Genomic DNA, 25,215 nt, shown 5'->3' on the forward strand with positions numbered 1-25,215 from the left:
CGCGTGACGACGGTCGTGCGGTCGTGGTGCGATTGACAGGATGAACACCACCGAACCCGGCAGTTCGCGCGCTAACAACCATTACGTGGCCGCGCTGCTGCGCCCGATAGGGGCGATGGCGGTCCTGCTGGTCGGCTACTTCCTCCTGCCGATCGGACGTGACAGCAACTGGAAGGTGGTCGGCATGACGCTCGGCGTCGGCCTGCTGGTCGGGTTCTGCGTCTGGGAGGTCCGGCACTTCCTGCGGTCGACGCGGCCGGTGGCGACGGCCATCGAGATGCTGGCCGCCGTCATGTGTTTCTACATCGTGGCGTTCTCGGCGACCTACTTCCTGTTCAGCGAGTATGTGGCGGGTGCCTTCAACGAGCATCTGTCGAGAGTCGACGCGCTCTATTTCTGCCTCACGGTCTTCACGACAACCGGATTCGGCGACATCGCCGCAGTGTCGGAGCCGGCGCGGGTCGCGGTGTCGATCCAGATGGCCAGCACGCTGATTCTTCTGGGACTCGGGATCAGGTTCCTCAACGTGCTTGTCCAGGAACGTGTCTCGGGCGGCGGTCGGCTGCATGACCTGCGCAGACGCCGGGCTGAGGATCCTGACGGCCGATAAGGCGAATTTCTTCCGATTTCCGGAAACCGATCGCAGTGTGCTGCCACAATCGACGCGCCCCGGTGGCTGTGCCAATGGTCGTCGGAGCGATACGTCCGCTAGATCCCACGGAGTGTGGCTATGACGACTAGAACTGTTGGACTCCGGTTTCGCACGGGTGTGGCCGCACTGACCGCCGCCGCGGTGGTTTCAGTGCCCGCCCTCCAGGCGACTCCACCTACTACTACAGAGGCGATCGGCCCGCCGACGATCTCGAACGTCGACGTACGACCGGTCGACTGGGTCAGCCCCATTCGAACCGTCGCGCAGCTCGGCGCGCACACCGCCCAGAACCTCGCCGACATCGCCAAGATCTTCATCGACGAGCCGGCGCCGATTCTGGTCAAGCTCGGCCGCAATCAGGTGTCGAACATCGAGTACCTGGCGGTCATCGGCGCCGACACCGCGGGCAAGATGATCGTGGTCCTCGCCGAGGTCCCCGGTGACGTGGTGGAGTCGTTCCGGTTGCTGCTGAACGGCGAGTTCAAGGAAGCGGCGGAGACGATCCTCTCGCCGGTCGCCGACGGTGCACAGGTGCTCGTCGAAGGCATCCAGGGACTCGGCCCGCTCGCGAAGAACATCGAGCAGAACGTATTCCGGGCGATCGGCGCCGGGGCGGTGATCCTGCTGCTGGCGACCCCGTCATTGCTGGGTACCGCCATGGGAGTGGTGGCGGTGGCGACGGTGACGGTGGCCAAGACCTCGGTCGCCTTCCTGCGCGGCGATTGGATCACGGTCGCGAGCGAGGTGATCAACGCTCCGGCGAGGCTGATCGACGCCGGACTCAACGGAGTGTCGGGCTCGGTGGGCTTCGAGATCCACATCCCGATTCTCGGAAATGTGGGCGTCCAGGCTTCGACCGGAGTCCCCGGACTGCTCGGCGGATCGGGCACCAGCCTGACCATCGACGCGCCGTTCCTGGCTCCGCGCACCATCTCCTTCGAACTGCTGGACGGATTGGTGCCGACGGTGCTGGAGCATCGCGACATGATTGCGCGAGCCTTCCATCCGATCGACGTCCCGAGCCCGAGCGTTCGCGCCGATCAGCCGACGACCGTGCCGTCACCGGATGCCCGGCCTGCCGTCGCTCCCGCGCCGACGCCGGTGCTCGAGCAGTTGCCGCAGGCGATCCCCGATGCGGCCCAGCAGGTCGCTCACGATGTCGAGAACGCGGTCCGTTCCGCGGTGCCCGCCCCGGTCCAGGCACCGGTGCAGCAGTTCCTGGAGAACGCGCTGCCCGGATTGCACTGACCCGGACGACGCCGGTCGACGAGTCGTGCGCGGCTCGTCGACCGGCGTCGTTTCTCCTGTTCGAACCGTCCCGCTGTCCGGTGCCGGCCATCGGCGATTCGGGAGTCGATGCTCTAGTCTGAGGAATCGTGCTGCTATCAGACCGCGATATTCGTGCCGAGATCGACGCCGGGACCCTCGGCATCGAGCCGTTCGACCCGGGACTGGTCCAGCCGTCGAGTGTGGACGTACGCCTGGACTCCCTCTTCCGAGTCTTCAACAACACGAAGTACACCCACATCGATCCGGCGAAGCGACAGGATGAGCTGACCAGCCTGGTGGAGCCCAAAGAGGGTGAGCCGTTCGTGCTGCACCCGGGGGAGTTCGTCCTCGGATCGACGCTCGAGGTGTGCTCTCTGCCGAACTTCCTCGCCGGCCGGCTCGAAGGCAAATCGTCGCTCGGTCGCCTCGGCCTGCTGACGCATTCGACGGCAGGCTTCATCGACCCCGGTTTCTCGGGCCACATCACCCTGGAACTGTCGAATGTGGCGAACCTGCCGATCACTCTGTGGCCCGGAATGAAGATCGGCCAGTTGTGCCTCTTCCGCCTCACCAGCCCGGCGGAGCATCCGTACGGCAGCGCTTCCGTCGGGTCGAAGTACCAGGGGCAGCGCGGGCCCACCCCGTCGAAGGCCTATCTGAACTTCGAAAAGCCGTAGGGACATCTCGTGACAGGATCGCAGAACCGACAGCCGGAGTGGCTGACGGCCTTCGACCTGCCATGTGAACCCACGGGCGCGGTCATCGCGCTCGACCTCGTTCCCGAAGGCCTGTGGGCCGCCCGCGTCCGGGACGGCTCGGCGGCCGAGTCCGAACTCGAAGACCGGATCCACCCGTCGGTGCTCGACGCGCGCATCGCCGGGTACCTGCGCGACTCCGGAAAGGTCGATGCGGCCGCCCCGGAGGTGTTCGCCGAGCTGCTCGCGGTCGCGGGCCGCGCGAGGGCGTCGCTGGTGGGCCGCGACAGTGCGCTGATCATGGGCGACGAGCATCTGCGATTCGTGATGCTCACGCTCGACGACGTGGTCGAGGCGACGGTGCCCGAGGCGAACCGCGCGCACGGCATGATCGTGGAACTGGCCGGCCTCCTGCCGGTGGATGCAGTTCTTCTCGGCCCGGGCCACGTCGCCTGGCCCGGACTCTGGGAGGCACTCACCGAGCGCGGCTTCTCGGTGCTGCAACCCGGCGACGACTTCCCCGAGACCTTCGGCGGAAACGACTCCCCGACAGAACTCCTCAGCGCTGTCGAGGCGCCACAGGCGGTGCGCGCATGGGATGCGGCCGCGGCCGGACCGGAACTGGTGAATCCGGCCGACTACAACATGGACAGATTCGGGAACACCGTTCACCAGGAACCGGTGGGTCCCGTCGAAACCGACTCGGCCGAACCGCAGCCGGGGATGCGGGGCCGGATGATCGCGGTCGCCGCGGTGACCCTGCTCGCGGTGGGCGGTGGCGGCGTCGCGTTGGCGATGAACGCACACGAGAGTTCGGGGCCGGACCGGAACGCCGCCGAATCGGCGACGCGATCCTCGTCGAAGGCTCCCGGCACCACCTCGGAGCCGGTGCGGGTACCGGGATCGGTGGACCCGAAAGACCTCGCCGCCGCCCGTGTGCCGATGCTGAAGTACACGACACCGCCTCCGCCGCCGCCGAAGAAGACGACGAAGGAGCAGTCGTCGGAGGCACAGACCGGTCCGGCGCCTCAGGCGCCTGCACGACCGCACCGTCGACGGACCATCCCGAACCCGATTCCGGGACTGCCGCCCATCGTGATCGGCTGAGGTGCCTCAGTCCGGAGCGGCCGCTGAACTGGCCGAATCGCGCTGCTCGCGACGTTCGCGGGCGACTGCGAGATAGTCGTCGACCTGGCGGGCCAGTTCGCGGTCGAGAGCGCGGTAAAGAGTGTTGTGCGCGGCGACGCGACCGGTGCTGCGGAGCGCTCCGAGGAACTCCGACGCCCAGTCCGATTCGGCGCCGCTCTCCGGAATCCAGCCGTCGAAGCGGCCTTCGGTGATGGCGCGACGCCCGGCGCTGATCAGCGTCTTCGCCGCGCGGTCCATGTCCTCGTCGAGCTGACGCTGCATCCCCAGGATGTAGGGCAGGGGGATCCCGATCTGCATCAGACGCTGGTAGGCGTCGATCGATTCGACGTCCTTGATCACGTACTGCGTCGGCGGATCGTCGTCGCCGACCGGTTCGATGAGGCCGAAGTCCTGGACCTTGTGCAGCAGCTTCGGGTCGCTGGTGTTCAGCTTCGCGTGCAGGTCGGACGCCGACACCGTGTCGGTGGCCGTCTGCGACCACGGTCGTGACACGACTTCGCGCAGACCGAGTGACTCGGCGATGTCGTCCCCGGTCTGGACGCGCTTGAAGAAGTCGCCGATGTGCGTCATGGTGAAGCCGCGGGCCAGCAGGTCGTTGATGACCCGCAGCTTCGCCAGATGCTCGTCGCCGTAGATCGCGATCCGGCCCCGCCGGATGGGTCGCGGAATCAATCCGCGGTCTTGATATCCACGCACGTTGCGCGTGGTGGTTCCCGCGGCGTGCGCCAGATCGTCGATTCGGTACTCGGCCATGCTCAGTATTGTCCCAAACGCGGGTGCCCTCGCACCTGCGGCCGGTCAGATCTCGACGGTGAGCGACTCTGAATCGCAGCGCGACACGCAGGGCAGGAACCAGCCCTCGTCCCGCTCCGGCTGCGTCAGCAGGGTGTCCCGATGGTCCACGTCGCCCGCCGACGTCTTGAGACGACAGGTGCCGCAGAAGCCCTGCTGGCACGAGTACGGCACCGCGGGATCGACCCGCCGAAGTGCGGTCAGCACAGATTCGTCGGCGGCCACCGTCTCGGTGCGCCCGGTGGAGGCGATCGTGACCTGGAACTCGGTGCCGTCGAGGATGGGTGGCGGCGAGAAGCGCTCGAAGTGGAGTTCGATGTCGCTGCGGTCGGTCAGGAAGGTTCGCAGGCTCTCGAGCATCGGTACCGGGCCGCAGGTATACACCGACAGTCCCGCGTCGTCGTCCGGCGTCGGGCCGACGAGCTCCGCCATGGTCGGCAATCCGTCGACGTCGTCGGTGCGGACGGTGACCTTGTCGCCGTACTGCGCCAATTCCTCGGCGAACGGGATGGAGTCGGCGGACCGGCCGGAGTAGATCATCGACCAGTCGAGGCCGTAGCGGTCGGCCATCGCCACCATCGGCAGGATCGGCGTGATGCCGATGCCCGCAGCCACGAAGCGCAACTTGCGGCTCGCCGATCCGAAACCGGGAAGGACCAGGGGGAACGCATTGCGGGGACCCTTGATCTGGATCGAATCGCCGATCCGCAGCCCGTCGTGGACCTCGATGGAGCCGCCGCCTCCGTCGGGGATGCGCCGGACGGCGATCCGGTACGTATGGCGATCGCCGGGGTCACCGCACAGCGAGTACTCGCGCATGCGCCCGGACGGCAGCAACAGGTCCAGGTGCGCGCCCGGATGCCACTCGGGCAGGATCGACCGATCGGGTGCGGCGAAGGTCAGTGCGATGACGTTCTCGTCCACGGCGACCACCGCGCGGTCGATGATGTCGAGGGTCAGCACGCCGTCGTCGGCGGCGGGGTCGCGCAGCGGGGAGACGGGACCCCAGAACGGGAACCACACCTTGCCGATGCCGGTGAGCAGTCGCATCAGCGGATCACGCCGGAACCGACCGTACAGCTGAGGTGGCTCGGTGGACAGGTCGATCGCGTGCCGCGCGGAGTTGTTCGTCATGATCGTCATGCGGCTCGTCGGGCGCCCGGCGAGGCCGCCAGGAAGGCCACAGCCTGGGCGGTGTCGCCGATGTCGGTCGGCTCGAAGCCGGGCTTGAAGTAGGTGACGGTGGCCAGGGCCAGCTTCGACAGCTTCGGGAACACGCCCACGCGCGAGTCGCGGAAGTACGAGCCGACGTACAAGCGGGTCTTGTCCAGCACGGACTTGTCGGCGACGGACGGATCCTGACTGTTGATGAACCGGAAGCCGCGCGCCATGAGCCAGACCAGGAACGGGAACGCGAGGGCCATCGCACGTGCGCGGCGGAGCGGGCTGTCCGCGAAGTAGGCGGCGGCGTCGTGCGCCACGGCCCGATGCTCCACCTCTTCGGCGCCGTGCCAGGTGAACATGTCGGCCATGGCCGTGTCCGCGCCGTTCTCGACCCAGGTGCAGTTCAACGCGAAGTCGCCGAGGATCGCCGTGTAGTGCTCGATGGCGGCGATCAGCCACAGCCGTTCGATGAGGTGCTTCTGCTTCTGCTCCGCGGTGCCCTCGCGCGGCCCGAGCACGCTGCGGAAGATCCACTCCATTTGCTTCAGGTACCCGGTCGGATCGATTCCGTGACCGCGGAGCCAGTTCTCGACCGCACGATCGTGGACCTCGGCGTGCATGGCCTCCTGGCCGACGAAGCCGCGCATGTCGGCGGCGAGCGCCTCGTCCTTGATGAGGGGCAGCGCCTCGTTGAAGGTCTCGACGAACCACCGCTCGCCCTCGGGGAGCAGCAGGTTCAGCACGGTGATCATGTTCGACGACATCGGGTGGCCGGGAATCCAGTGCAGCGGGGTCTCCGACAGGTCGAACGCCACATTGCGTGCGTGCAGCTCGATCTTGCCGGGATCGGTGTCGACGGTGGAGTGAGTCGGCTCGGTGGTCATCATTGCCTCCGGTTCTAGAAGAAGGGTGCTGTACGAGAGGAGCTCAGTCGGCGAGCTTCTGGCGTGCGCCGATGCGCGCCGCCCACGGGAGGAATCGGTACACGCGGTAGCCGAACTCGGCCTCCGGCGTCACCGGGACCACTGCCTTGTTCTTGCGGATGGCGGACACGATATCGCTCGCCACGCGATCGGGAGTGAAGTTCCGCTTCGCGTAGAAGCCGTCGACCTTCTTCCGGGTCGCCGCCTCGTCCGCAGCGCCCGCGAACTCGGTGCTGGCGGTGATGTTGGTGTGGACGATGCCCGGGCAGATCGCGGTGACACCGATCCGGTGCTCGGCGAGCTCGGCGCGCAGCGCCTCGGAGAACATCAGCACGCCGGCCTTGCTGGCCGAGTAGAGGCCGAGGTCGCGCGAGAGCGTGAAGGCCGCAGCGGACGCCAGATTCACGATCTGGCCGCCGGTGCCGCGCTCGACCATCTGCTTGCCGAAGGCCCGGCTGCCGCTGATGACCCCGCGCAGGTTGATGGCGAGGAGGCGGTCCACCTGCTCGTCGGACGCGGCGAGCGCCGACCCGGCGACCGCGATGCCCGCGTTGTTGATGACGATGTCGGCGACGCCGTGCGCATCGCGGACTTCGTCGGCGAAGCGGGTCACCGCCGTGGTGTCCGAGACGTCGAGGCGGTACGCGGTCGCCGGTACTCCCTTGGCCTTGCACTCGATCGCCGTCTCTTCGACCGTCTCGAGGTCGATGTCGGCGAGGACCAGCTCGGCGCCGAGGTCGGCGAGCGCGTACGCGGTCTCGCGGCCGATGCCGCTGCCCGCGCCGGTGATGACCGCGAGCTTGCCGATCAGCTCCGGCGCGGGGCCGGTCACGCGCGCGCGGTCGATGGTGTTCGGCGCGCTCGACGATCCGGTCGCGATCTTCTCGATGAACTCGATCGCGGTCGCGGCGAGGTAGTCGGGGTTGGTGTACGGGAGCCAGTGGCCGGTGGTGCTGCGCTTGCGCCACAGCCGTTCGGCGTGGGTGTGCGTGCGCTCGTAGATGGCGGGGCGCAGGGCGATGTCGCGGTCGTTCACGATCTCCAGAACCGGCACGCGCGTCGGACGCGGGTTCGGCCGGGCCAGCTTGCCGCGGATGTTGGCGCGGTACAGCTTGAGGCCGCTGATCATGTCCTCACGCAGCGTGGGACCGAACCGGGCGTTCTCGCGCGGGGTGCCCTCGATGAAGTGCAGGAACTCGGTCCAGACGCGATCGGAGCCGAACGCGCGGAAGAACGCGTCGGACGCGCCGGGAACCTGGAAGAACGCGGTGTACGCGGACGAGGCGACCTGCGAGAGCGCCTGGCCGACGTTGCTCGGGGTCGGGCGGGCCATCTTGCCGCGGGCCCACTCGCCGAGGAAGTCGAGGTTCGGTCCGGACACGGAGGTGAACGACGCGATCGCGTCCTCCGCGCCGGGGGTGGTGACGGTCTCCCAGGCCTGGACCGAGCCCCAGTCGTGAGCGACGATGTGCGTCTTGCCGTCGGGGCTCACCGCGCGGCACACCGCGAACATGTCCTCGGCGAGAGCGTCGAGTCGGTACGCCGGAACGTCCGACGGCCGGCTGCTGTCGCCGAACCCGCGCGTGTCGTAGGCGTACACGCGGAAATGCTCCGCCAGCTGCGGTGCCACGAGATCCCACAGGTGGTGGGTGTCGGGCCAGCCGTGAACCAGCAGGACGACCGGCTTGTCCGGTGTCGTCTCGCCAGGTGTGCCGTACGAGAACGTCGCGAGATCGATGTCGCCGTTGGCGACGTCGAAGCGGTGCCAATCGGCCATGTGCGTCTCCCTGATCCGTGGATTCAAGTAGACGTTACCACCGGTCACAAGCAACTGCTAGCTGTTGTTAGCAGTGGGGGCGGAGGGGGTGCGGGACCGCTACTGCCGGTAGGACGACAGGAAGTTGCCGATGCGGTCGATGGCCTCGGAGAGGTCCTGGGCCCAGGGGAGGGTGACGATCCGGAAGTGGTTCGTGTCAGGGAGATTGAAGCCCGAACCCTGGACCACGAGGATCTTCTCCTGCAGCAGCAGGTCCTGGACGAACTGCTCGTCGTCGTGGATCTCGTGGACCTCGGGATCGAGACGGGGGAACGCGTAGAGGGCGCCCATCGGCTTCACACAGCTGACGCCGGGGATCTCGTTCAGCTTCTCCCAGGTGACGTTGCGCTGCTCGAACAGTCGGCCGCCGGGAGCGGTGAGGGCGTCGATGCTCTGGTAGCCGCCGAGAGCGACCTGGATCGCGTGCTGAGCGGGCACGTTGGCGCAGAGGCGAGTGGACGCCAGGATGTTCATTCCCTCGATGAAGCCCTTGGCGTGATCCTTGGGGCCGGTGCGGACCACCCAGCCCGCGCGGTAACCGCAGACGCGGTATGCCTTCGACAGTCCGTTGAACGTGAGGACCAGCAGGTCGGGGGCCAGTGATGCGATGTTGATGTGCTCGGCGTCGTCGTAGAGGATCTTGTCGTAGATCTCGTCGGCCAGGATGAGCAGGGAATGCCTGCGGGCCAGGTCGACGAGGCCCTCGAGGACTTCGCGCGAGTAGACGGCGCCGGTCGGGTTGTTCGGGTTGATCACGACGATCGCCTTGGTGTTCGGCGTGATCTTGGACTCGATGTCCTCGATGTCGGGGTTCCAGCCGTTGTCCTCGTCGCACTTGTAATGCACCGGGGTGCCGCCGGACAGGGCTGTCATGGCCGTCCACAGCGGGTAGTCGGGCGCCGGGATGAGGACCTCGTCGCCGTTGTTGAGGAGCGCCTGCATGGTCATGGTGATGAGCTCGGATACGCCGTTGCCGAGCAGGACGTCGTCGACGTCGAAGTACGGGAAGTCCTCGATGGTCTCGTAGCGCGTGACCACCGCGCGCCGGGCCGACAGCACGCCGGCCGACTCCGAGTAGCCCTGGGAGAAGGGCAGGGCGTGGATCATGTCGCGCATGATCACGTCGGGCGCCTCGAACCCGAACAGCGCCGGGTTGCCGATGTTGAGCTTCATGATCCGGTGTCCTTCGGACTCCAGGCGCGACGCGTGCTCGTGCACCGGTCCGCGGATCTCGTAGCAGACGTTCTGCAGCTTCTCGGACTGCTCCAGGGGGCGCAGATTGAGGTTCTGGTGCGACACATGGGGGCGGCTCATGGACTCATTCTGTCAGCCCGGGGCAACTGAATTGAACTCTGCGCCGGGGCGACCCGCTGCGCGACGGGAGTCCTCGGGCATTCTGGGCGGGTGGGATCAGAGCAGCTGACGGTCGTCTCGTTCAACGTCAACGGCATCCGTGCCGCCCGTCGGCGGGGCTTCGACTCCTGGCTCGCCGAGCGGTCGCCGGACGTCGTCGGTCTCCAGGAACTTCGCTGCCCGCCCGAAGAAGTCGGCGAATTCGACGGCTACACAGCATCTTTCGACACCGGGTCGATCCCCGGGCGCAACGGTGTGGCCATCCTGACGAAGTCGCCTCCGACCGCGGTGCGCACGTGGGTCACTGATCCGCCGAAGGCGCGCGGCCTGCGCGAGTACGCCTCGCACGGTCGCTACATCGAGGTGGACCTGAGTGACGAACCCGTCACCGTGGCCTGCCTCTATCTGCCGAAGGGCGGTCTGCCCGCGGACCTTCAGCGTCCCGGCAACATCCGGGAGAAGCCCGACGGCGGCGCCAAACACCTGCGGAAGATGACCTTCCTGTCGGGATTCGCCCGCGAGCTCGATCGCAACCGGCTCGCCGCCCGTCGCGCGGGACGCGAGTTCCTGCTGATCGGCGACCTGAACATCGCGCACCTGGAGCACGACGTCACCAATTGGCGTCCGGCGCGCAAGATGGAGGGCTTCCTGCCGATGGAGCGGGAGTGGCTGGGCGAGCAGCTGTCGCCGCGGCGTCTGATCGACGTCGTCCGCGTCCTGCACGGCGACCGCCCCGGCCCGCTCACCTGGTGGAGCTGGGCCGGGGAGTCGTTCACCAAGGACGTCGGCTGGCGGATCGACCACCAGCTCGCCTCGCCCGGACTGGCCGCCCGGGCGCGCTGGACAGAGGTCGACAAGGAGCCGTCGCCCGACGTGCGGCTGTCCGACCACGCGCCGCTGGTCGTCGGATACGACCGCGCCGGGTGACCGTCGTCAGTGGGCGGCCGCGACGCCCTCGTGCGCGACGCGGAGGTTCTTCTTGAGGATCTTGCCGGACGGGTTCTTCGGCAGCGCGTCGGCGAAGATCACGTACTTGGGCCGCTTGTAGCCGGCGAGGACGCCCTCGACATGCGCGTTCACCTGCGCCTCGGTGAGGACGACGCCGTCCTTCGGTACGACGACCGCGGCCACCGCCTCGATCCACTTCGGATGCGGGACACCGAACACCGCGACCTCGGCGACGCCGTCGAGCAGGTAGATCGCCTCCTCGACCTCACGGGAGGCGACGTTCTCGCCGCCGGTCTTGATCATGTCCTTCTTGCGGTCGACCACCGACAGATATCCGTCCTCGTCGATGATGCCGAGGTCGCCCGAGTGGAACCAGCCGTTCCGGAACGCCGCGGCGGTCTTCTCCTCGTCGTTGTAGTACCCCAGGCAGGCGTGCGGGCTGCGGTGGACGATCTCGCCGACCTCGCCGACGGGAACCGGGTTGTCCTCGTCGTCGACGACGATCGTCTCGACGTTGAGCGAGGCCCGGCCCGCCGAGCCCGCGCGGTCGAGCTGCTCGTGCGGCTGCAGAATCGTCGCCAGCGGCGACATCTCCGTCTGTCCGTAGAAGTTCCACAGCTGGACGTCGGGGAGTCGGCGGCTCATCTCGCGAAGCACCTCCACCGGCATCGCCGAGGCGCCGTAGTAGCCCTTGCGGAGCGACGAGAGGTCGCGGGTCTCGAAGTCGGGGTGACGCAGCAGCGCGATCCACACCGTCGGCGGGCAGAACAGCTTCGTCGCCCGGTGCTTCTCGACGGCCGCCAGGAGCGCCGCGGGGTCGGGGCCGGGCAGGATGATGCTCGTCGCGCCGAGGTAGACGTCCACCGACAGCATGCAGTCGAGCTGTGCGCAGTGGTACAGCGGCAGCGAGTGCACCTCGATGTCGTCGGCGGTCATACCGCCGTCGATGATGCACGACGAGTACTGGGACACCAGGGATTTCGACGACAGCAGGACGCCCTTGGGCCGTGATTCGGTGCCCGAGGTGAACATCATGCGCAGCGGGTCGTCGTCACCGACCGCCACCTGCGGCGGCGTCGCGTCGTCGTGGGCGATCCAACTGGCGACGTCCTCCCAGCCGTCGACGGCACCGCCGCCGAGACCGATGGTTGCGCGGACCACGTCGCCGCGCGACGACGCGTCGATCGCGGCACCGACGGTTGCCGCGAGAGAGTCCTCCGCGATGACGACGCTCGAGCCGGAGTGGTCGAGGATGAACGCGATCTCGTCGGAGCCGAGGCCGAAGTTGATCGGCACCAGAATCGCCCCGAGGCGGGCGGCGGCGAAGTTCACGACGGCGAACTGCCAGCAATTGTGACTGATCAGCGCCAGCCGGTCGCCTTTGATGAGTCCTCGTTCGGTGAGGGCATTGGCGCAGCGATTGACCGCGTCGTCGAACTCGGCGAAGGTCAGCGAGAGGTCTCCGTCGATGATCGCGGTCTTGTCCGGCGAGCGGAGTGCGGTCCGGCGCAGCAGGTCGCCGATGGTGTAGGAGCGGGCGATGGCGATCGCCGCGGTGGTCTCGTCGGTGAAACCGGTGGTCAAGGGGGCTCCTTCGGCGCAAATTACTAGGGATTCCTAGTAATTGTGGCCGATCGGGAGCGCCGCGTCAGGCGATTGGGCGTCCTACTCGGCGACGCTCGACCGTCGGTCCGCGTACGCCGCCAACTCGGCGACCTGTGCGGGGTCCAGGGACGGTCGCACCGACGCTCGGGCGGTCGCGACATCGTCGGCGGTGACGGTGGCCGCGTCGATGTCGCGGCGCATCGCGGCCAAGGCGGCCTCGCGTAGCAGCGCCGAACAGTCGGCGGCCGAGTAGCCGTCGAGCTCTGCGGCGAGCGCGGTCAGGTCGACCCCCGACAGCGGGACGTCGCGCCCCGCCGCGCGCAGGATCTCGGCGCGCGCGTCGGCGTCGGGCGGCGGCACGAACACCAGACGTTCCAGCCGGCCCGGTCGCAGCAGTGCGGGGTCGATCAAGTCGGGACGGTTGGTCGCGCCCAGCACGACGACGTCCGTGAGCGGCTCAGCGCCGTCGAGTTCGGTCAGCAGAGCCGCCACCACACGGTCGGCCACCCCGGAGTCGGTGGCGCCGCCTCGGCGCGGAGCCAGCGCATCCACCTCGTCGAGGAAGACCAACGACGGTGCGCTCTCGCGGGCGCGGGCGAACAGATCGCGCACCGCGCGTTCGGACGAGCCGACCCACTTGTCGAGGAGTTCGGCGCCCTTGACGCTGTGCACCGACAGTCTCCCGGACGCCGCGAGCGCCCGGACCACGAAGGTCTTGCCGCAGCCGGGCGGGCCGTAGAGCAGGACGCCGCGCGGCGGTTCGACGCCGAGCCGGGTGAACGTGTCCGGGTGCTGTAGCGGCCACAGCACCGCCTCGGTGAGGGCCTGACGTGTTTCGACCATGTCGCCGACGTCGTCGAGCGTGATGGATCCGAGTGCGACGTCGGGGGACTCGAGGCGGGACGCCGGCCGGATCACGCCGAGTGCCTCTTCGAGGTCGGCGGTTCGCAGGGCCGCGGGGGCGTCGTCGCGGGTGGCCCGAGCAGCGGCTCGGAGCGCGGCATCGCGAGTCAGGGCGGCGAGGTCGGCGGCGACGAAGCCGGGCGTGCGGGCGGCGACGGTGTCGAGATCGAGCCGGCCGTCGGTCGGGACCTCGGACAGGATCGCGCCGAGGAGTCTGGCTCGCTGGCCGGCGTCCGGCAGCCCGATCGTCAACTCGCGATCGCACAGATCCGGCTCGCGGACGCGCGGATCCAGGCCGGAGGCGTCGGAGGTGGTGGCGATCAACGCGACGGCGCCGTCGGCGATCGCCTCGCGGAGGTCGTGCAGGATGAGCGCCGACACCGGATCCGCCTCGGCGGGCAGCAGCTTGTCGACGTCGGTGATGAGGAGGACGCCGCCCTTCGACAGCCCGTCCAGCGCGGATCGCACCGCCGCACGACGCGCCTCGGCGACCAGGGCACCCGTCGACGGACCGTCGACCTCGGCGAGCGGTCGCTCGCCGCACACCGATCGCACGACCGTCGCCTTGCCGACCCCGGTCGGGCCGGACACGAGCACGCCGAGACGAGGCTGCGCACCGAGGGCGCGCAGCACGTCGGGGTTGTCGAGGGTCACGGTCAGCCACTCGGTGAGCCGGGCGACCTGCGCGTCGACGCCGACCAGTTCGGAGACCGGCCGCGCCGTGGTCGGAGCGGCGGCCGGACTCTGCGGCGGAGTGCGAGAGGCGTCGGGGCCGGTCGCAGCAATCGGCGCGTCGGAGCCGTCGTCCCACAGCACCGCGGTGTTGGTCTGCACACTGACCGGCCCGTCCGGCGCGGTCCCGGTAACGGTGAGCAGTTCGTTGGTCCAGGTGATGCCGACCGACCGCGCCAGCGACGCGGTCGCGTGAGCGGCGGTGAGTTCGGGACCCAGGTCGCGGGGGAGGAGTGAGACGGTGTCGCCGATGGTGACGACCTTCCCGAGCAGCGCTCGCCGGAGCGTCGTCTCAGAGACCGAGCCGTTGGTGAGCCGTGAGCCGCGGACGCGCACCCGGGCGGCGCCGTGCACGACCACCGGCGCCACCGCGACCGCGGCGTCCTCCCGGACGCCGAGATTGGTGAAGGTGAGGTCGTCCAGCAGGATCAGCCCGGTGGGGGACCCCGGCGGTGCGGCGGCGACCACCGCGGAGGTGACGCGCGCGCCGGTCAGCGAGACGGCGTCCCACTCGCGGAGCGAGAGCGCGGCGAGCACCTCGGGGTGGACGCGGACGATGCCGCGACGGGAATCGGACGCCGCGGTGTTCAGACGCGCGGTGAGTGTCAGCGTCGCGGACACGGTCAGTCCTCGCGCGGGGCCTGCGGTCGTCGCAGACCGAGTCGAGCGACGGAGCGCGACGGCATCACGCGTCGACGGGTGCCGTCGGCGACCGCCTGCCTGCGCTCGTCGCGCCGCTGCAGACGCCGGTCACGGGCGGGGGCGTCCCAGTGCTCGGGGTGAGCCGCGGCCCAGCGCTGGGTGCGCCACGCGAACGGGATGTGGATCAGATAGGCGGCGACCGCGATGACCATCAGCAGATACGGGAAGGTGAACAGCAGGGCGGCCGCGGCGGCGACGACGAACAGCAGACCCGCCAGGGCGCTGGGCCGGATGCTGGCCGACTTGAGCGCGAGCGTCGGGATCCGGCTGACGGCGAGGAACCCGATGAACAGCAGCCAGGCGCCGACGGCCGGGACCGACGACCACCAGCCCTCGCCGAAGTGCTGCTGCAGACCGATCGGGAGCAGGGCCATCACCGCGGCGGCGGGCGCGGGCACGCCGACGAAATAGTCCTTGGTGTACTTCGGCGCGCTGTCGTCGTCGAGCAGGGTGTTGAACCGTGCCAGACGCAGGACGATCGCGGTGCAGTAGAGCAGGGCGAGCACCCAGCCGAAGTCCTGGGCCCCGGAGCTCGGGTTGTCGCGCAGGACCACCGAGTAGACGATCAGAGCAGGCGCGACGCCGAAGTTGATCGCATCGGCGAGCGAGTCGACCTCGGCGCCGATCTTGGTCGTGGCGTCCATCATCCGCGCGACGCGGCCGTCGAGGCCGTCGAAGACGGCGGCCAGGACCAGCAACCCCATGGCGAGATCGACCTGACCGGAGTCGGCCGATCGGACCGCGGTGAGGCCCGCGCAGATGGCGAGGATGGTCAGCGTCGACGGCACGATCATCCGGCCGGCCCGGGCCGAGCGGGCGGCCCTGGCCCGCGTCGAACCGCCCGCGGGAGTCGGGACGGGACGCCGCAACCGCCGCCGCGACCTGTTCGTCGGGTTGCGGTGCGGCTTGATCCGAGCCATCAGGGGAGCTCCGCGATCACCGTCTCGGCGCCGACCGCGCGCTGGCCGAGGGACACCTTCACCTCGCTGCCCGCGGGGAGATAGACGTCGACGCGGGAGCCGAACCGGATGAGGCCGTAGGTGTCGCCGAGGGTGAGCGCATCGCCGGGCGCGGCGTCGCACACGATGCGGCGGGCGAGGAGGCCGGCGATCTGAACGACGCCGACTGCGGCGCCCTCAGGGGTCTCGATGGTCATCGCGGTGCGCTCGTTCTCGCTGCTGGCCTCGGGGAGGTCGGCGGACAGGAACTTGCCCGGGGTGTGCTGCACCGAGCGGACTCGCCCCGCGATCGGCACGCGTTGCACGTGGACGTCGAACACCGAGAGGAAGGTGCATACGCGGGGCACCGGCTGGTCGCCCAGGCCGAGCTCGGGCAGCGGGACCGCCTCGTCGACCAGCGCGACGGTGCCGTCGGCCGGGGCGACGACGAGGCCGGAGCCGGTCGGTGGGACGCGGCTCGGGTGCCGGAAGAACAGTGCGGACGCGCCGGCGGCGGCCATGGCGGGACGGGCGATCCACGGGTGCTTGCGTCCGATCAGCGCGACGGCGGCGGGCGCGGCGACGAAGGGAACGCCCTTCGGGTGCAGCGGCGGAACCGTTTCGCGGATCAGGTCGATCACATGGGCCAGGCCCTCGCGGTCGTCGGGTCGGGCGGGACGTCGGGCCACCGGTTCTGCGCTCCTAGTTCGATGTCGCTGCTTCGGTGTCGAGGCGCAGCGGAGGTGCACTCAGCTTAATCGCCGACCGCGGATACAGCGCATCGTGCCGGTCACCTATGAGATTCCCCGCTCCGCCGTGGCAGGGCTCGTGAGAACGGTGCCGCGGCGGAGCGGGGAAGTCGACCCGATATGTTCCGGTTCAGGCGGACTGCGTCGCGCGCTGGATCTTGCCGAGCGTCTCGCGGATGCCCGCGGTGAGCTCGGCCTCGAACGGCTTCTCGCCGCCCAGCACCTTGTCGACCAGGGTCGACGACAGCTTGCTGGTCTCGCCGTTCTTCGCGGTCCGGCTCTGGTGCAGGCGAACGCCCGTCTCCGTCGGCTCGATGCGGAACGACCACACGGTGTTGTTCTCCGCGATGCGGAACGCCAGTTCCTTATTCGGCTCGAAGGTCACGACCTTCGACCGCGTCGGCCACACCAGTGCGCCCCGGCGGTTGATGTTGAAGGTCCGGGTACCGAGCTTCACGTCGCCGCCGAAGACGATCATCTTCTTGCACTGCGGGCTCCACTCGCCCATACGGCGCAGATCGCTGACGACCGACCAGACCTTCTCCGGGCTGGCGTCGATCTCGATGGAGTCCTCGATGAGGGGTGCGGCCATGGTTGCCTCCGTTTCAGGCGCGCCGCGAGCGCGGCGCGGGTTTGCGGTCACAGTAGTACATGTGACCGTGGGTCACATAAGTTGGTTCGACCTGGACGGCCGGTGTTCGGCGCCGGCCCGGGTGCGGGTGGTTTCGACTCGCTCCGCTCGCTCAACCGACGGTGAGCCCGCTCGCCTTATCGTTGGTTGAGCCGTCCGGAGCGGAGCGGAGGGCGTGTCGAAACCTTGTCCCAGCGCGGGTGTTGGGTGGTTTCGACTCGCTCCGCTCGCTCAACCAACGGTGAGTTCGCTCGCTCAACCGACGGAGCGCGCTCGCTCAACCGACGGTGACCATGTCCCAATCGCCGACGGACGCGGACAATCGCTGCAGGTGGCTGTCGGCGTCACCGAGGGTGTGGCCGATCGCGGTCAGCCGGCTCACGTAGTGCGCCACCGGGTACTCGGCGGTCATACCGATGCCGCCGTGCATCTGGATCGACTCCTGCCCGATGTGCCTGCCCGAGCGGCAAGTCTGCAGCTTCACGCGCGAGGCGATGATCGGGTCGACGCGTCCCTCGGCGAGAGCCGCGGTGGCGTAGACGCTCAGGCTGCTCGCCAGTTCCAGCGACACGTACATGTCGGCGGCGCGGTGGGTGAGCGCCTGGAAGGTCGAGAGGGGGACGCCGAACTGCTTGCGGCTCTTGAGGTACTCGGTCGTCATGTCGAGTGAGGCACGCATCGCGCCGACCGCCTCGGCGCACAGGGCGGCCTGGGTGAGCACCTCGACGTCGCCGATGACACCGGACGCGTCGCCGGTACCGAGACGGGTGGCCGGGGCGCCGTCGAAGACGATCTGGGCGCCGCGCCTGCGGTCGTGGGTGCGGTAGCCGGTGCGGCTGACGCCCGTACCGTTCGCGTCGACGAGGTAGAGGCCGATCTCGCCGGAACCGTCGCGAGCCGAGACGACGAGGGTGTCGGCGCAGTCGCCGGCGGCGACCAGCGACTTGGTGCCGGTGAGGCCGGTGCCGTCGAAGGTCGTCGCGACGGCGTACGACGGCCAGCGGTCGCCGTGCTCGTGGTGGGCGAACGCGAGCAGTCGCTCTCCCGACGACAGCCCGCCGATGATCTCGGCGCGGACGTCGTCGGCGGCGGTCCTGGCGACGAGCAGACCCGGAACCACCACCGCGTCGAGGAACGGCTCGGGCGCGATGGCCGCGCCGATCTCACCCATCACGGGCGCGAGCTCCTCGGGACCGGCCCCGGCGCCGCCGTCGGCTTCGTCGAAGACGAGGCCGAGGATCCCGATCTCGGCGAGCGCGTTCCACACGTCGCGGCTCCAGCCGAGTTCGGTGTCGGTGACGGCGCGCAGGGTCTCGATGTCGTACTTCTTGGCCAGCACTTCGCGCACGGTGTCGCGCAGCATGACCTGTTCTTCGGAGAGTTCGAATTCCATCTTGTTCCTTCGGAAGATTCTGGTCGGGTCGTCGCGGGGCTACAGCCCGAGCACGGCCTTGTCGATGATCTGGCGCTGGACCTCCGACGAGCCGCCGTAGATCGTCACCTTGCGGTGGTTCAGGTAGGCGGGGACGGTCAGCTGCGCCCATTCGGGGCTGAGGATGTCGGCGACGTCGCCCTCGACGTCGGAGTCGATCGCGGACACCGGCAGCGAGTCGGGTCCGGCGATGTCTGCCAGCAACTCGGTGACCTCTTGCTGGAGCTGCGACCCGCGCAGCTTGAGCAACGACGACGCGGGGTTCGGCTTGCCGTCGGCGGAGCCCGCGACCACGCGCAGCTGGGTCACCTCGAGGGCGAGCAGTTCGTTCTCGAGTTCGGCCAGCCGCCCGGCGATGATCGGGTCGTCGAGCAGGGTGCCGTTCGGCGTCGGAGTCTGCGCGGCGAGCCGCTTGGCCTTGGCGACCTTGGTCTTGGTCCAGCCGACGCGCGCGATGCCCGACCGCTCGTTGCCGAGCAGGAACTTGGCGATGGTCCAGCCGATGTTCTCCTCGCCGACGAGGTTCTCGGCGGGGACTCGAACGTCGGAGAAGAAGACCTCGTTGACCTCATAGCTGCCGTCGATCAGCTGGATCGGACGGATCTCGACGCCCGGAGTGTCCATCGGGAAGAGGAAGAAGCTGATGCCCGCCTGCTTCTTCGCCTCCGGATCGGTCCGGGCGAGGCAGAAGATCCAGTCGGCGTACTGGCCCAGGGTGGTCCAGGTCTTCTGGCCGTTGATCACGTAGTGGTCGCCGTCGCGGACGGCGCGGGTCTTCAGCGAGGCGAGGTCGGAACCCGCCTCGGGCTCGGAGAAGCCCTGGCACCACCAGATGTCGAGGTTCGCGGTGGCGGGCAGGAACTTCTCCTTCAACTCCTGCGATCCGAACTGGGCGATCACCGGGCCGACCATGCCCGCGTTGAACGGCAGCAGGTCTGGAACGAAGTTGAGCGACATCTCCTCGCGCCAGATGTGGTGCTGGATCGGCGTCCAGTCCTGACCGCCCCATTCGACGGGCCAGTGCGGCACCGCATACCCGGCCTTGTTGAGAATTCGGGTGGTGGTGACGATGTCGTCCGGGTAGTTCAGGGCGCCGGCCTCGCAGCGCTCGCGGATCTCCGCGGGGATCTCGGTGGTGAAGTAGTCGTGGAGTTCCTGGCGGAAGGCTTCTTCTTCCGGAGTGAATTGCAGCTGCATCTAAGTAGTCTTACCCGCTCAGATGTGATGATGAGAAGACCGAACTAAAATGACCTGCGCGATTGTCAGATAGCGTGAGCCGAATGAAACATGTTCACGCTTTCGGTGACGACTGCCTCGGCGACCTCGATGCGGTCGGTCTCGCACGATCGATTGCATCCGGCGACGTGTCGCCCCTGGAGGCCGCGACGGCGGCGCTCGACCGCATCGATCGGGTGGAGCCGCAGCTCGCGGCGGTCGCCGTCGACGACCGGGACCTCGCGCTCAAGCGTGCGGCGGCCGATGAGTTCACCGGAGCATTCGCGGGCGTTCCCTCGTTGATCAAGAACAACACCGACTTCGCGGGCCTGCCGACACTGCACGGTTCGGCGGCGGTCGCGCCGACCCCCGCACGGGAGCACGAGGCGGTCACCCGCGAACTCGTCGGCACCGGACTCAACATCCTCGGGGCGTCGACCATGCCGGCCTTCGGGCTCACCGCGACCACCGAGTTCGTCGACCGGCCGCCGACCCGCAATCCGTGGGACACCGACTTCTCCTGCGGTGCGTCGTCCGGCGGCGCCGCGGCGCTCGTCGCGGCCGGTGCGGTGCCGATCGCACACGCGAACGACGGCGGCGGCTCCATCCGGATCCCGGCGGCGTCGTGCGGTCTGGTCGGGCTCAAGCCAAGTCGCGGCCGCGTGGCGCAGGCCAAGCAGATGCGCGGCTTGCCGATCGATCTGATCAGCAACGGCGTGGTCACCCGGTCGGTCCGCGACACCGCGCACTATCTCGCGGACGTGGAGCGGCAGCGGCCCGGCGGCTCGCTGCCGCCGGTCGGGCTCGTCGACGGGCCGGGTCAGGAGCGATCGCGGATCGCACTGATCAACGCGCCGCTGACCGGCAGGCTGCTGGACGCGGACACCGACCGCGAGCTGAGCGCCACGGTGGAGGTGTTGGAGTCGCTCGGGCACCGGGTCGAGACCATCCCGATGCCGGTCGATCGCAGCTACATCGATCAGTTCACCGACTACTGGGCGCTGCTGGCGTTCGGCGTCGACCGGATGGGCCGCCGGTCCGTCGGAAAGGGATTCGACCGATCGCGCCTCGACCCCTTCACCAAGGGGCTGTCGTCGTCGTTCCTCCGTCACTTCTATCGGCTGCCGGGCTCGATTCTCGGTCTCCGCCGGGCGACGGCCCGGTTCCGCAGCGTCTTCGACCACTACGACCTGATCCTGTCGCCGACGCTGGCCCACGCGGTGCCGGAGATCGGATACCTGGCCCCGGACGGGGACTTCGACGAGGTCTTCGCGCGGCTGATCGACTACGTCGCCTTCACTCCCGCGAACAACAGCAGCGGCACCCCGGCGATCACCCTGCCCCTGGGCCGCGACGAGAACGGACTTCCGCTCGGCATGCATCTGTCCGCGGACCTCGGCGGGGAACGGCGACTTCTCGAGCTGGCCTTCGAGCTGGAAGGGGCGCGTCCGTTCGCGCGGATTCAGGATTGAGGGTCGGGCGCGGCGACGTCCGGTAATCCGAACGTCCCACTCAACGGGAACCTGTGGACAAGCGGGGGTAACCCTGCTACCCGGATGGATGGGTTCTGACCTGCGTGTTTCAAATTGAACTCCATAAGGTCCCACTGAGTGGAACATTGTGTGGTGAACCACCCGGTGCGCCAATTGTGATGTGACGTACACAGACCCCGGCCGCTGCCGGGGGGTGTGACTCCCCATCACCCCGGCTCGAACGGTGCGGTGAGACGGACTCGGAACCGCAGTGAACGGCGGCTACGAGCCCGCCGCTGCAGCTCCCCGCACGAGCCGATCCTGAAAGGACCCTGACTGTGGTCTCCCCTTCACTCGGTGCGCCGACAGCCGGCGCCCCCGACCAGCGATGGACGCCGCGTCTCGTCATCTCGCTGGCCTCGATCGTGCTGATGCTCGAGATGCTCTCGATCAGCTACATAATGATCGCGACAGCCCTGCCCTCCATCTCGAAGCACTACCAGACGACGCAGGGCGCCTGGCTGCTCACCGCGTTCCTGCTGTTCGGCGCGATGGTCGCGCCGTTGCTCGGCAAGCTCGCCGATCTGCACGGCAAGCGTCTGGTCCTGTTGATCGCCGTGTTCGGTGCCGCCCTCGGCTCGCTGATCTCGGCGGTCGCGCCCAGCTACGGCGTGCTCATCGTCGGTCGTGCCCTGACCGGCTTCCTGGTGCCGTGCCTGTTCCTGAGCTACTCGCTCATCCGTGACGTCTTCCCGCCGAAGACCATCGCTCTCGCGGTCTCCATCGCGACTAGCGGCATGGGCCTGATCGCCATCCCGGCACCGTTCATCACCGGGTGGCTGGTCGACGGCTTCGGCTTCCGCGCCATCTTCTGGTTCGCACTGATCGCGCTGGTCGTGCTCGGTACCTTGATTCGCCTCACCACCCCTGAGTCGCCGGTTCGCCAGCAGGCTCGACTCGACATCATCGGCGCGGTTCTGCTCGGTGCCGGCATCGCCGGCGTCCTGGTCGGCGTCAGCTTCGGCCCGACCTGGGGCTGGGCCGCCGCATCGACCCTGACCTACCTGATCGGCGGCATCATTCTGATCGGTGCCTGGCTGGTCTCCGCCAGCGTCCTGAAGGAGCCGCTGGTCGACATCAAGGTCCTGCGTCAGCGTTCGGTGGCCTTCACCGTCACCGCCGCGGGCTGCATCTACGGCGTCAGCGGTCTGTACACCATGCTGCTGCCGATGCTGGTCATGACTCCGGCGATGCTCGGCCTCGGCTACGGCTTCGGCACCACCGCTGAGGGCACTGCGATCTTCCAGGCTCCGCTCGGCCTGTTCACCGTCCTCGGTGGCGTCATCGTCGGTGTCCTGGTCGGCCGGGCGAACGCCAAGCCGCGCATGATGATGGCCGCCGGTGCCGTCTCGGCCGGTATCGGCTGCACGCTCACCGCCTTCTCGCACGACAGCAAGGGCCTGATCATTCTGTTCGGCGCCTTCGTCGGACTGGGCATGGGCCTCGGCTACGCCGCCGTCCCGAACCTGCTGATCGAGGCGGTTCCGCCGCAGCTGCAGGCATCGACCGCCAGCATCGCCGGCGTGTTCCAGAGCATCTTCCCGGCCATCCTCCCGGTCATCGCCTTCGCGGTCATGAACAACTCGTACATCGCGGTGTTCCCGCCGGAGGTCGCGCAGATGCTGCAGGGTGCGGTCATGTACACCAGCGACGGCTACAAGGTCGCGTACCTGATCGCCGCGGCGACCGCCGTTCTCTGCCTCGTGTGTGCACTGGCTCTGCCGTCGCGCATCAAGCAGCTGAAGGTGTCGGGCGACGAGATCGTCGAGGCCGACGATCTCGGCGAGCCGGAGGTCCCGGCCTACGCCTGAGACCTGCGCTCCGCGTAGCTGACAGCGCCCCCGCCCGGAAACGGGCGGGGGCGCTCTTCTCATGCGGCTAGCGGAAGCATCCGCTCCCGCGAACGACAACCGCTCCCCGAACCTGCATCCGCGCACCTCCGGAGGTGCGCGGATGCAAGTTCAGGGAGCGGCTGTGGTCGAGGGGCGCGGTTGGCGGCAGTTGCGCCTAGTGCGCCGTCGCGGCTTCCGCGCCGACTCCGGTGAGGGAGCGGACCTCCATCTCGGCATTGCGGCCCGGCTCGCCGCGATCGGGCGAGGTGAGGGTGCCGACGACGCCGAGGACGAAGGCGAGCGGAATCGAGATGATGCCCGGGTTCGAGAGCGGGAACCAGGCGAAGTCGGCGCTCGGGATCATCGCCTTGGCGCCGCCGGAGACGGCGGGGGAGAAGACGATGAGCACGATGCACGAGATCAGGCCGCCGTACATGCTCCAGAGCGCGCCACGGGTGTTGAAGCGCTTCCAGTAGAGCGAGTACACGATGGTCGGCAGGTTGGCCGAGGCCGCGACGGCGAACGCCAGCGCCACCAGGAACGCGATGTTCTGGCCGTTGGCGAGGATGCCGAGGACGATGCTCAAGACGCCCAGGACCACGATGCAGCGACGAGAGACCTTCACCTGATCGTCCTCGGATGCCTTGCCGCGCTTGATGACCGATGCGTAGATGTCGTGAGCGAACGACGCCGACGCAGTGATCGCGAGCCCGGCCACGACTGCCAGGATGGTGGCGAAGGCGACCGCGGAGATCACACCCAGCAGCACCGTTCCGCCCAGTTCGAGCGCCAGCAACGGAGCTGCCGCATTCTCCTTGCCCGCGGCGGCGAGGATCTTGTCCGGTCCGACCAGTGCGGCGGCGCCGTAACCCAGGATCAGCGTGAACAGATAGAACGCGCCGATCAGCGAGATCGCCCAGACCACCGAACGACGTGCCTCCTTGGCGGTCGGCACCGTGTAGAAGCGCATAAGTACGTGCGGCAGGCCGGCGGTGCCGAGTACCAGTGCGAGGCCGAGGGACAGGAAGTTGATCTTCGACGTCGTCGACCCGCCGTACTGTGCGCCGGGGGCGAGGACGTCACGCGCGGCGACCGCCTTGTCGGACGACTCGCCCATCGCGCTCTGCGCCTGGCCGAGGATCTCCGAGACGTTGAAGCCGAACTTGCCGAGCACCATGAAGGTCATCGCGGCGGCACCCACGATGAGTAGGACGGCCTTGATGATCTGCACCCAGGTGGTGCCCTTCATGCCGCCGATCAGCACGTACGCGATCATCAGCACGCCGACGACGGCGATCACGATGGACTGGCCGGTGCGGTCGTGGATGTCCAGGAGCAGGGCCACGAGACCGCCGGCACCCGCCATCTGCGCGAGGAGGTAGAACAGGGATACGACCAGCGTCGACAGCGCGGCGGCCATCCGGACCGGCCGCTCCTTGAGCCGGAAGCTGAGCACGTCGGCCATGGTGAAGCGGCCCGTGTTGCGCAGCAGCTCGGCGACGAGAAGCAGGGCTACGAGCCAGGCGACCAGGAAGCCGATCGAGTACAGGAAGCCGTCGTACCCGTAGACGGCGATGGCACCCGCGATACCGAGGAAGCTGGCGGCGGACAGGTAGTCGCCGGAGATCGCGATGCCGTTCTGCGGGCCGGAGAAGCCGCCGCCCGCCGTGAAGAACTCCGACGCCGACGCATTCTTCCGGTTGGCGCGGATCACCACGACCATCGTCACGGCGACGAAGGCGATGAAGATCGAGATGTTGATCGCGGGATTGCCGACGGTCTCGGCGGCGAGGACGGTGGTCATCGGGTCGCCTCTCCGGCGGCCACGGCGTACGTGCCGTCGGCGAAGTGTTCGCGGACCTGCTCGGCCTGCGGGTCGAGGTCACGGTTCGCGAATCGCACGTACAGGAACGTGATGCCGAAGGTGGTGACGAACTGGAGCAGGCCCAGGATCAGGCCGACGTTGATGTTGCCCCAGACCTTGGTGGCCATGAAGTCGTGCGCGAAGGCGCCGAGGATGACGTAGACGGCGTACCAGACCAGGAAGAACGCGGTCATCGGGAAGACGAAGCGGCGCAGCGTGGTGCGCAGCCTCTGGAATTCGGGGCTGGCCTGCGCGGCCAGGAACTCGTCCTGGGACGGACTGATGTCCTTCGGCGCGGCATGATCGGCGACGGTCACGA

General features: G+C 68.5%; 21 protein-coding genes. 7 read left to right on the forward strand and 14 right to left on the reverse strand.

What is annotated here, in order from left to right; all coding sequences use genetic code 11:
- Positions 1-40 precede the first annotated feature (40 nt).
- The 4 genes from SCNU_RS16755 to SCNU_RS16770 all read left to right on the forward strand — a co-directional run bounded on the left by SCNU_RS16755 (position 41) and on the right by SCNU_RS16770 (position 3,723).
- The gene (locus SCNU_RS16755; protein ID WP_009680595.1) at positions 41-610 is read left to right on the forward strand and encodes a potassium channel family protein; all 570 of its coding nucleotides are present in this window, start codon (positions 41-43) and stop codon (positions 608-610) included.
- A 159-nt stretch (positions 611-769) separates the two neighbouring features.
- Positions 770-1,900 carry a hypothetical protein gene (locus SCNU_RS16760; RefSeq protein ID WP_009680596.1) on the forward strand — a complete coding sequence of 377 codons (1,131 nt, stop codon included), beginning with the start codon at positions 770-772 and terminating at the stop codon, positions 1,898-1,900.
- A 128-nt stretch (positions 1,901-2,028) separates the two neighbouring features.
- The gene (dcd, locus tag SCNU_RS16765) at positions 2,029-2,598 is read left to right on the forward strand and encodes a dCTP deaminase (RefSeq protein WP_009680597.1); all 570 of its coding nucleotides are present in this window, start codon (positions 2,029-2,031) and stop codon (positions 2,596-2,598) included.
- Between the two features lie 9 nt (positions 2,599-2,607).
- Positions 2,608-3,723 carry a hypothetical protein gene (locus SCNU_RS16770; protein WP_009680598.1) on the forward strand — a complete coding sequence of 372 codons (1,116 nt, stop codon included), beginning with the start codon at positions 2,608-2,610 and terminating at the stop codon, positions 3,721-3,723.
- Positions 3,724-3,729: 6 nt separating this feature from the next.
- Here the strand turns inward: SCNU_RS16770 and SCNU_RS16775 are convergent, their stop codons facing one another.
- The 5 genes from SCNU_RS16775 to SCNU_RS16795 all read right to left on the reverse strand — a co-directional run bounded on the left by SCNU_RS16775 (position 3,730) and on the right by SCNU_RS16795 (position 9,774).
- Positions 3,730-4,518, reverse strand: coding sequence for a MerR family transcriptional regulator (locus SCNU_RS16775; protein ID WP_009680599.1), 789 nt, complete (start codon positions 4,516-4,518; stop codon positions 3,730-3,732).
- A gap of 45 nt (positions 4,519-4,563) precedes the next feature.
- Complete coding sequence (locus SCNU_RS16780) at positions 4,564-5,691, reverse strand: PDR/VanB family oxidoreductase (protein WP_040518734.1); 1,128 nt, start codon at positions 5,689-5,691, stop codon at positions 4,564-4,566.
- A 5-nt stretch (positions 5,692-5,696) separates the two neighbouring features.
- Complete coding sequence (locus SCNU_RS16785; protein WP_040518735.1) at positions 5,697-6,605, reverse strand: metal-dependent hydrolase; 909 nt, start codon at positions 6,603-6,605, stop codon at positions 5,697-5,699.
- Between the two features lie 43 nt (positions 6,606-6,648).
- Positions 6,649-8,421: an SDR family oxidoreductase gene (locus SCNU_RS16790; protein WP_009680602.1), complete on the reverse strand. Its 1,773-nt coding sequence runs from the start codon at positions 8,419-8,421 to the stop codon at positions 6,649-6,651.
- A gap of 99 nt (positions 8,422-8,520) precedes the next feature.
- Positions 8,521-9,774, reverse strand: coding sequence for a pyridoxal phosphate-dependent aminotransferase (locus SCNU_RS16795; RefSeq protein WP_040518711.1), 1,254 nt, complete (start codon positions 9,772-9,774; stop codon positions 8,521-8,523).
- 90 nt (positions 9,775-9,864) lie between these two features.
- Here SCNU_RS16795 and SCNU_RS16800 point away from each other — a divergent pair, with 90 nt between their 5' ends.
- Positions 9,865-10,740, forward strand: coding sequence for an exodeoxyribonuclease III (locus SCNU_RS16800; RefSeq protein ID WP_009680604.1), 876 nt, complete (start codon positions 9,865-9,867; stop codon positions 10,738-10,740).
- A 6-nt stretch (positions 10,741-10,746) separates the two neighbouring features.
- On the opposite strand, the gene SCNU_RS16805 is transcribed toward SCNU_RS16800, so the two are convergent.
- The 7 genes from SCNU_RS16805 to SCNU_RS16835 all read right to left on the reverse strand — a co-directional run bounded on the left by SCNU_RS16805 (position 10,747) and on the right by SCNU_RS16835 (position 19,650).
- Positions 10,747-12,345, reverse strand: coding sequence for an acyl-CoA synthetase (locus SCNU_RS16805; RefSeq protein ID WP_009680605.1), 1,599 nt, complete (start codon positions 12,343-12,345; stop codon positions 10,747-10,749).
- Positions 12,346-12,426: 81 nt separating this feature from the next.
- On the reverse strand, positions 12,427-14,622 hold the full coding sequence (locus SCNU_RS16810; protein ID WP_009680606.1) for an AAA family ATPase: 2,196 nt from the start codon (positions 14,620-14,622) through the stop codon (positions 12,427-12,429).
- A 2-nt stretch (positions 14,623-14,624) separates the two neighbouring features.
- Positions 14,625-15,623 (reverse strand): CDP-alcohol phosphatidyltransferase family protein, encoded by a 999-nt coding sequence (locus tag SCNU_RS16815; RefSeq protein ID WP_009680607.1) that lies wholly within the window; start codon positions 15,621-15,623, stop codon positions 14,625-14,627.
- A complete protein-coding gene (locus SCNU_RS16820; RefSeq protein ID WP_009680608.1) occupies positions 15,623-16,330 on the reverse strand; it encodes a phosphatidylserine decarboxylase in 708 nt (235 codons plus the stop codon). The genes SCNU_RS16815 and SCNU_RS16820 overlap by 1 nt, the downstream gene beginning before the upstream one ends.
- A 190-nt stretch (positions 16,331-16,520) precedes the next feature.
- Positions 16,521-16,982, reverse strand: coding sequence for an SRPBCC family protein (locus SCNU_RS16825; protein ID WP_009680609.1), 462 nt, complete (start codon positions 16,980-16,982; stop codon positions 16,521-16,523).
- A gap of 316 nt (positions 16,983-17,298) precedes the next feature.
- Positions 17,299-18,414 (reverse strand): acyl-CoA dehydrogenase family protein, encoded by a 1,116-nt coding sequence (locus tag SCNU_RS16830; protein WP_009680610.1) that lies wholly within the window; start codon positions 18,412-18,414, stop codon positions 17,299-17,301.
- A 39-nt stretch (positions 18,415-18,453) separates the two neighbouring features.
- Positions 18,454-19,650 (reverse strand): acyl-CoA dehydrogenase family protein, encoded by a 1,197-nt coding sequence (locus tag SCNU_RS16835; protein ID WP_009680611.1) that lies wholly within the window; start codon positions 19,648-19,650, stop codon positions 18,454-18,456.
- A gap of 83 nt (positions 19,651-19,733) precedes the next feature.
- On the opposite strand from SCNU_RS16835, the gene SCNU_RS16840 reads away from it, so the two are divergent.
- Both SCNU_RS16840 and SCNU_RS16845 read left to right on the forward strand, forming a co-directional pair.
- Positions 19,734-21,140 (forward strand): amidase, encoded by a 1,407-nt coding sequence (locus SCNU_RS16840; RefSeq protein WP_009680612.1) that lies wholly within the window; start codon positions 19,734-19,736, stop codon positions 21,138-21,140.
- A 338-nt stretch (positions 21,141-21,478) separates the two neighbouring features.
- Positions 21,479-23,011 carry an MFS transporter gene (locus SCNU_RS16845; protein ID WP_009680613.1) on the forward strand — a complete coding sequence of 511 codons (1,533 nt, stop codon included), beginning with the start codon at positions 21,479-21,481 and terminating at the stop codon, positions 23,009-23,011.
- A 196-nt stretch (positions 23,012-23,207) separates the two neighbouring features.
- On the opposite strand, the gene SCNU_RS16850 is transcribed toward SCNU_RS16845, so the two are convergent.
- Both SCNU_RS16850 and SCNU_RS16855 read right to left on the reverse strand, forming a co-directional pair.
- On the reverse strand, positions 23,208-24,836 hold the full coding sequence (locus SCNU_RS16850; RefSeq protein WP_009680614.1) for a solute symporter family protein: 1,629 nt from the start codon (positions 24,834-24,836) through the stop codon (positions 23,208-23,210).
- Positions 24,833-25,213: a DUF485 domain-containing protein gene (locus tag SCNU_RS16855; RefSeq protein ID WP_050792857.1), complete on the reverse strand. Its 381-nt coding sequence runs from the start codon at positions 25,211-25,213 to the stop codon at positions 24,833-24,835. Before SCNU_RS16855 ends, SCNU_RS16850 begins: the two co-directional genes overlap by 4 nt.
- Positions 25,214-25,215: the final 2 nt, after the last annotated feature.

The sequence above is a fragment of the Gordonia neofelifaecis NRRL B-59395 genome (assembly GCF_000192435.1).
Taxonomy (GTDB): domain Bacteria; phylum Actinomycetota; class Actinomycetes; order Mycobacteriales; family Mycobacteriaceae; genus Gordonia; species Gordonia neofelifaecis.

Excerpts from the sequence above, each read along its gene's own strand:
- SCNU_RS16755 (WP_009680595.1), top strand. The coding sequence starts at position 41 with ATGAACACCACCGAACCCGGCAGTTCGCGCGCTAACAACCATTACGTG.
- SCNU_RS16775 (WP_009680599.1), bottom strand. The coding sequence starts at position 4,518 with ATGGCCGAGTACCGAATCGACGATCTGGCGCACGCCGCGGGAACCACC.
- SCNU_RS16780 (WP_040518734.1), bottom strand. The coding sequence starts at position 5,691 with ATGACGAACAACTCCGCGCGGCACGCGATCGACCTGTCCACCGAGCCA.
- SCNU_RS16785 (WP_040518735.1), bottom strand. The coding sequence starts at position 6,605 with ATGACCACCGAGCCGACTCACTCCACCGTCGACACCGATCCCGGCAAG.
- SCNU_RS16790 (WP_009680602.1), bottom strand. The coding sequence starts at position 8,421 with ATGGCCGATTGGCACCGCTTCGACGTCGCCAACGGCGACATCGATCTC.
- SCNU_RS16795 (WP_040518711.1), bottom strand. The coding sequence starts at position 9,774 with ATGAGCCGCCCCCATGTGTCGCACCAGAACCTCAATCTGCGCCCCCTG.
- SCNU_RS16815 (WP_009680607.1), bottom strand. The coding sequence starts at position 15,623 with ATGGCTCGGATCAAGCCGCACCGCAACCCGACGAACAGGTCGCGGCGG.
- SCNU_RS16825 (WP_009680609.1), bottom strand. The coding sequence starts at position 16,982 with ATGGCCGCACCCCTCATCGAGGACTCCATCGAGATCGACGCCAGCCCG.
- SCNU_RS16830 (WP_009680610.1), bottom strand. The coding sequence starts at position 18,414 with ATGGAATTCGAACTCTCCGAAGAACAGGTCATGCTGCGCGACACCGTG.
- SCNU_RS16835 (WP_009680611.1), bottom strand. The coding sequence starts at position 19,650 with ATGCAGCTGCAATTCACTCCGGAAGAAGAAGCCTTCCGCCAGGAACTC.
- SCNU_RS16840 (WP_009680612.1), top strand. The coding sequence starts at position 19,734 with ATGAAACATGTTCACGCTTTCGGTGACGACTGCCTCGGCGACCTCGAT.
- SCNU_RS16850 (WP_009680614.1), bottom strand. The coding sequence starts at position 24,836 with ATGACCACCGTCCTCGCCGCCGAGACCGTCGGCAATCCCGCGATCAAC.